The sequence below is a fragment of the Pseudomonas sp. 34 E 7 genome (genome assembly GCF_900005715.1).
GTDB lineage: Bacteria > Pseudomonadota > Gammaproteobacteria > Pseudomonadales > Pseudomonadaceae > Aquipseudomonas > Aquipseudomonas orientalis_A.
On the sequence record NZ_CVTX01000091.1, the window covers coordinates 1 to 6,599 of the forward strand.

1 protein-coding gene is annotated in these 6,599 nt (G+C 64.7%); it reads left to right on the top strand.

The window, feature by feature from the left end:
- Positions 1–6,351 (top strand): non-ribosomal peptide synthetase (locus BFP96_RS06095; protein ID WP_139113351.1); only part of this gene is annotated, 6,351 nt, incomplete at its 5' end.
- Between the last annotated feature and the right edge of the window lie 248 nt (positions 6,352–6,599).

Consider the following 6,599-nt stretch of genomic DNA (forward strand, 5'->3'; position numbering starts at 1 on the left):
GTGGCCCAGGCCAGCTACGACCTGGCCTGGCGCGCGCTGAAGCCGACCTACCTGTTCAACGGCTACGGCCCCACCGAAACCGTGGTCACGCCGCTGCTGTGGAAGGCGCGCAAGGGTGACCCGTGCGGCGCCGTCTACGCGCCCATCGGCACTTTGCTCGGCAACCGCAGCGGCTACGTGCTGGACGCGCAGCTCAACCTGCAACCCATCGGCGTGGCCGGTGAGTTGTACCTGGGCGGCGAGGGCGTGGCCCGGGGTTACCTGGAGCGTCCGGCGTTGACCGCCGAACGTTTCGTGCCGGACCCGTTCGGCAAGCCCGGCAGCCGCGTGTATCGCAGCGGCGACCTGACCCGTGGGCGTCCGGACGGCGTGGTGGACTACCTGGGGCGTGTCGACCATCAGGTCAAGATCCGTGGTTTCCGTATCGAACTGGGTGAAATCGAAGCGCGCCTGCGCGAACAGGACAGCGTCGGCGAAACCGTGGTGGTGGCCCAGGAAGGTCCGACCGGCAAGCAGTTGGTGGCCTACGTGGTGCCGCTTGATCCGGCCCTGCTCGACGATGCCGTCGCCCAGGCCAACGGCCGCGAAACCCTGCGTCGCGCCTTGAAAACCCGTTTGCCGGACTACATGGTGCCTACCCACCTGATGTTCCTCGAACGCATGCCGCTGACCCCCAACGGCAAGCTCGACCGCAAGGGCCTGCCGCTGCCGGATGTAAGCCTGATGCAGCAGGTGTATGTAGCGCCCCAGAGCGAACTGGAGCGCAAGATCGCCGCGATCTGGTGCGACGTGCTGCGCCTGCCGCAAGTGGGCTTGCATGACAACTTCTTTGAGCTGGGCGGCGACTCGATCATGTCGATCCAGGTGGTCAGCCGGGCGCGTCAGGTCGGCGTGCGCTTTTCGCCCAAGGACCTGTTCCAGCACCAGACCGTGCAGAGCCTGGCGGCAGTCGCCCGGGAAGGCGAGGGCGCAGTGCTGCTGGATCAGTCGGCACTGAGCGGCGAGCTGCTGCTGTTGCCGGTGCAGCAGGCGTTTTTTGCCGATGACATCCCCCAGCGTCACCACTGGAACCAATCGGTGGTGCTGCAACCGCACCAGCCCTTGCAGGTGCCGCTGCTGGTGGCCGCGCTTGAGGCGCTGATCGTGCACCACGATGCCTTGCGCAGCACATTTGTGCAGGGGCCGGCGGGCTGGAGTGCGGCGTACCGTGGGCCGCACCTGCACCAGGCCGACCAGGTGCTGTGGCAGACCACCTTGAATACAGTCGAGGAACTTGACGCCCTGGGCGAAGAAGCCCAGCGCAGCCTCGACCTGGAGGCGGGGCCCTTGTTGCGTGCGGTGCTGGCGCAACTGGCCGACGGGTCCCAGCGATTGTTGCTGGTCATCCATCACCTGGTGGTTGACGGCGTGTCTTGGCGCATCCTGCTCGAAGATTTGCAAAGCACCTATCAGCAACTGGCCCAGGGCGCCGCCGTGCAACTGCCGGCCAAGACCAGCGCCACCCGCGCCTGGGCTGAACGCCTGCAGACGTATGCGCGCAGTGAGGCACTGCAACACGAACTGGTCTGGTGGCAGGCGCAACTGCACGGCAGTCCGTCCGGCTTGCCGGGCGCCGACCCGCAGGCCAGCCTGAGCAACCACCTGGCGCTGAGTGTGAGTACGCAGCTGGACCCGGTCTACACCCGTCGCTTGCTGCAGGACGCGCCGAGTGCCTATCGCACCCAGATCAACGACCTGTTGCTGACCGCCCTGGCCCGTGTGATCACGCGCTGGACCGGTGATGAGTCGATGTTGATCAGGCTCGAAGGCCACGGCCGCGAAGACCTGTTCGACGAGATCGACCTGACCCGCACCGTCGGATGGTTCACCAGCCTTTACCCGTTGAAATTGCTGCCGGCCACCACCCTGGCCAGCTCCCTCAAACAGATCAAGGAACAACTGCGCGCCGTCCCCGACAAGGGCCTGGGCTTTGGCGCCCTGCGTTACCTGGGCGATGCCGAGGCCCGGCAGGCCTTGGCCGCGTTGCCACGCCCGCGCATCACGTTCAACTACCTGGGACAGTTCGACGTCAGCTTCGACAGCGCCGAGCGGCCAGGGCTGTTTACGCCTTCCGGCGACGCCAGCGGTGCCGAGCAAAGCCCGGAGGCGCCGTTGGGTAACTGGCTGGAAATCAACGGCCAGGTGTATGGCGGCGAGTTGAGGCTCAATTGGAGTTTCAGCCAGGCGATGTTCGCGCAAGCGACTGTCCAGCAACTGGCCGATGAATACGCACGGGAACTCAAGGCCCTGATCGACCACTGCTGCGAGCCGGCCAACCGGGGCGTGACGCCGTCCGACTTCCCCCTGGCGAACCTGACCCAGCAGCAGCTCGATGACCTGGCGCTGAACGCCGCCGAGGTCGAAGACCTGTACCCGCTGTCACCGATGCAGCAGGGCATGCTGTTCCAGTCGCTGTACGGCGAAGGCTCGGGTGACTACATCAACCAGATGCGCATCGACGTGCACGGCCTGGATGTACCGCGCTTCCACCAAGCGTGGCAGGCGGCGGTCGAGCGTCATGAGATCCTGCGCAGCGGTTTTGTCTGGCAGGCCGAGCTGGAGCAGCCCTTGCAGGTGGTCTACAAGCAGGTTCGCCTGCCGTTTGTCGAGCTGGACTGGCAAGCGCGCGACGATGCTGCCTTATCCCTCGACAGCCTGGCCGAGTCGGCGCGGGCCCAGGGCTTTGTGCTGGAACAGGCGCCGCTGTTGAGCCTGACGGTAGTGCGCACCGGTGGGTCGAGCTATCACTTGATCTACACCAATCACCATATCCTGATGGACGGCTGGAGCGGTTCGCAGTTGTTTGGCGAAGTCCTGCAACACTATGCAGGTGAACCATTGCCGGTGCCGACCGGGCGTTATCGCGATTACATTGCCTGGCTGCACGCCCAGGACAAGGCACTCAGCCAGGCGTTCTGGAAAGACCAGTTGATCAACTTGCAGGAACCTACGCGCCTGGCGCGTGGCGCACAGGTGCAGGACGACACGGCCCTGGCGATTAACGGTGAGCATCGCCTGAGTCTTGACGCGCCGCAGACCGAGCGTCTCAAAGCGTTCGTCCAGCGCAACAAAGTCACCCTCAACACCTTGGTGCAAAGCGCCTGGCTGTTGCTGCTGCAGCACCACACCGGGCACGCCACCGTGGCGTTCGGCGCTACAGTGGCAGGGCGTCCGGCGCAATTGCGCGGGATTGAACAGCAGGTCGGCCTGTTCATCAACACCTTGCCGGTGGTGGCGACCCCGGATGCACAGATGTCGGTCAGTCAGTGGCTGCAGCAGGTCCAGCAGCAGAACCTGAGCTTGCGTGAGCAGGAACACACACCGTTGTTCGAGATCCAGCGCTGGGCCGGGCTGGGTGGCGAAGCGCTGTTCGACAGTATCCTGGTCTTCGAAAACTACCCGGTGTCCGAGGCCCTGGAGCAGGGCGCGCCGTCGGGGCTGCGCTTTGGCGCGGTGCAAAGCCTGGAGCAGACCCACTACCCATTGACGGTCCTGCTGGCGATAGGCGACAGCCTGGGCGTGGAGTTCAACTACGACCGCAAGGCCTTCAGCGCAGCGCACATCCAGCGCCTGGCCGAGCACTTCCAGCAATTACTCATGGCATTGGCAGACGATGCTTCCCAACCCCTGGGCGCATTGCCAACCCTGGCCGCCGCCGAGCGCGCAACGCTGGTGCAGACATGGAACGCCACTGCGGTGGAATATCCTCTGGATCAAGCGGTGCATCAGTTGATCGAGGCGCAAGTGCATCGCACGCCGCAGGCCCCGGCGCTGCTGTTTGCCGGGCACACCTTGAGCTACGCCGAATTGAACGCCCGGGCCAACCGCCTGGCCCATCGCCTGATCGCTGCCGGCGTCGGCCCGGACGTACTGGTGGGGCTGGCGCTGGAGCGCTCGATCGAAATGGTCGTGGGCCTGTTGGCGGTGCTCAAGGCGGGCGGTGCCTACGTGCCGCTGGACCCGGAATACCCGCGTGAGCGACTGGCCTACATGCTGCAGGACAGCGCTGTGCAACTGCTGTTGACCCAGGCCCATCTGCAGGCGCAACTGCCGGTGCCAGCCGGCGTGCAATGCCTGGTGCTGGAAAGCGGCGACGCCTCGCCGGACGCCTTCAGCGTCCACAACCCGAACGTCGCCGTGCACGGCGAAAACCTCGCCTATGTGATCTACACCTCCGGCTCCACCGGCCAGCCCAAGGGCGCCGGCAACCGCCATCGTGCACTGACCAACCGGCTGTGCTGGATGCAGCAGGCGTATGGCCTCGAGGCCCGTGACAGCGTGCTGCAGAAAACGCCGTTCAGCTTTGACGTGTCGGTGTGGGAGTTCTTCTGGCCATTGATGACCGGCGCACGCCTGGTGGTGGCCGCACCGGGCGACCATCGTGACCCGGCGCGGCTGGTCAGCCTGATCAACGCGCACCAAATCACCACGCTGCATTTCGTGCCGTCCATGCTGCAAGCCTTCCTGCAAGGCGCAGAGGTGGCCTCGTGTCACAGCCTGCAACGCATTGTCTGCAGTGGCGAAGCGCTGCCCGCCGACGCCCAGCAGCAGGTCTTCGCCAAGCTACCCGGCGCCGGGTTGTACAACTTGTATGGCCCCACCGAAGCGGCAATCGACGTGACCCACTGGACCTGCGTCGAAGAGGGCCGCGACGCCGTGCCGATCGGCCGGCCAATCGCCAACCTTTCGTGCTATGTGCTGGACGCCAACCTGGAACCGGCGCCGGTCGGTGTGTTGGGTGAGTTGTATCTGGGTGGGGTCGGGCTGGCGCGGGGTTATCACCGTCGTCCCGCGCTGACCGCCGAGCGTTTTGTCACCGATCCGTTCGGCAGCGGCACGCGCCTGTATCGCACCGGCGACCTGGCACGTTATCGCGACGATGGCGTGATTGAATACGCCGGGCGCATCGACCATCAGGTCAAACTGCGCGGGCTGCGCATCGAGCTGGGTGAGATCGAAGCGCGCCTGCTGGAACACAGCAGCATCCGTGAAGCGGCAGTGCTCGCGGTCGACGGCACCCACCTGGTGGGTTACCTGGTGCTGCAACAGCCGCAGGACGATTGGAAAGCCGCGTTGGTTGCGCACCTGGCCGCGCAGTTGCCGGACTATATGGTGCCGGCGCAGTGGGTGGTATTGGCGCAGATGCCGCTGAGCCCGAACGGCAAGCTGGATCGCAAGGCATTACCCAAGCCAGAGGCCCACGGCACCGGGCAGTACCAGGCACCCCGCAGCGAAATAGAGCAGCAGGTCGCGGCGATCTGGAGCGAGGTGCTGGACGTGGAACGCGTGGGGCTGCACGACAATTTCTTCGAACTGGGTGGCCATTCGTTGCGGGTACTGATGCTCAAGGAGCGCATCCGCAAGGCCAGCGGTGTGAATTTGTCGGTCAGCCAGTTGATGCTCAATCCGACTGTGGCAGGGCAGGTCAGCTGCTTGCAGGGCGATAACCGAACGTCGTTGATCGTCAGGCTCAACCAGCAGACCGAAGGCACGCCGTTGTTCCTGTTCCATCCAAGCTTTGGCTCGGTGCATTGCTACACCGCGATTGCCTTGGCACTGCGCGAGCAGCGCCCGGTATTCGGGGTGATGTGCCGAGCATTGGCCGAGGAGGGCGCTGCGGTGCCGCACTGGCAAGTGATGGTCGAGGATTACACCGCACAATTGCTGATGGCCCAGCCCCACGGGGCGTTCCGCCTGGCAGGTTGGTCGTTGGGCGGCAACCTGGCGATGGAAGTGGCGCACGGCCTGGAACAGGCGGGGCGTGAGGTGGAGTTTGTGGGGTGGATCGACGCCGCGCCGCCGCAGTGGGTCAAGCCCTACTGGGATGCGGTGGACGTGGGGGAAGATCGTGAGGTGTCGGCCAACGAGCGCCGCGCGGCGTTACTGGGCGTGATGTTCCCTGAGTTCGCCGAGGCGATACAGCGTGCCTGGGAGCAGTGCCAGCGCGATGCCGAGGATGAAATGGGTCAATGGCAAGGGTTCGTGAGCTGGGCTGAGCAGGCCTTGGGCGAAACCTTTACCGCCATCAAGGAGCAATTGCTGCACGGCAACGAAGCGCAGATTGCCTGGGACGTCGACCGCGCGTTGAGCGAACGCATGGTCGCGTCGGACTTCAAGCCGATCAAGGCGCCAGTCAGTTGCTGGTGGGCGTCCATGAGCCGGGCAGGGCGCTTCAGGGAATTGATTGAACAGCAGATGGCGACAGTGATCAGCCAGGGACGCATCGAGCGTTCGGTGATGATCGAGACTGACCATGACGGCATTATCGACAGCGCCGCGTTCATCCGCAGCCTGGCGCAGGCGATGGGGTAACCCGTATCCAATGTGGGAGGGGGCTTGCCCCCGATTACGGTGTCACAGTCAACAGATGTATTGACTGACACACTGCCATCGGGGGCAAGCCCCCTCCCACATTTTGATCCCCATTACTCCGCCGATTGGTGAGCTTGTCGCCGTGCGGTCAGAATTCCCAGCGATGCTGACCATTACGAGGCGGATCAGGACGGCATTATCCAATGTGGGAGGGGGCTTGCCCCCGATTGCGGTGTCACAGTCAACAG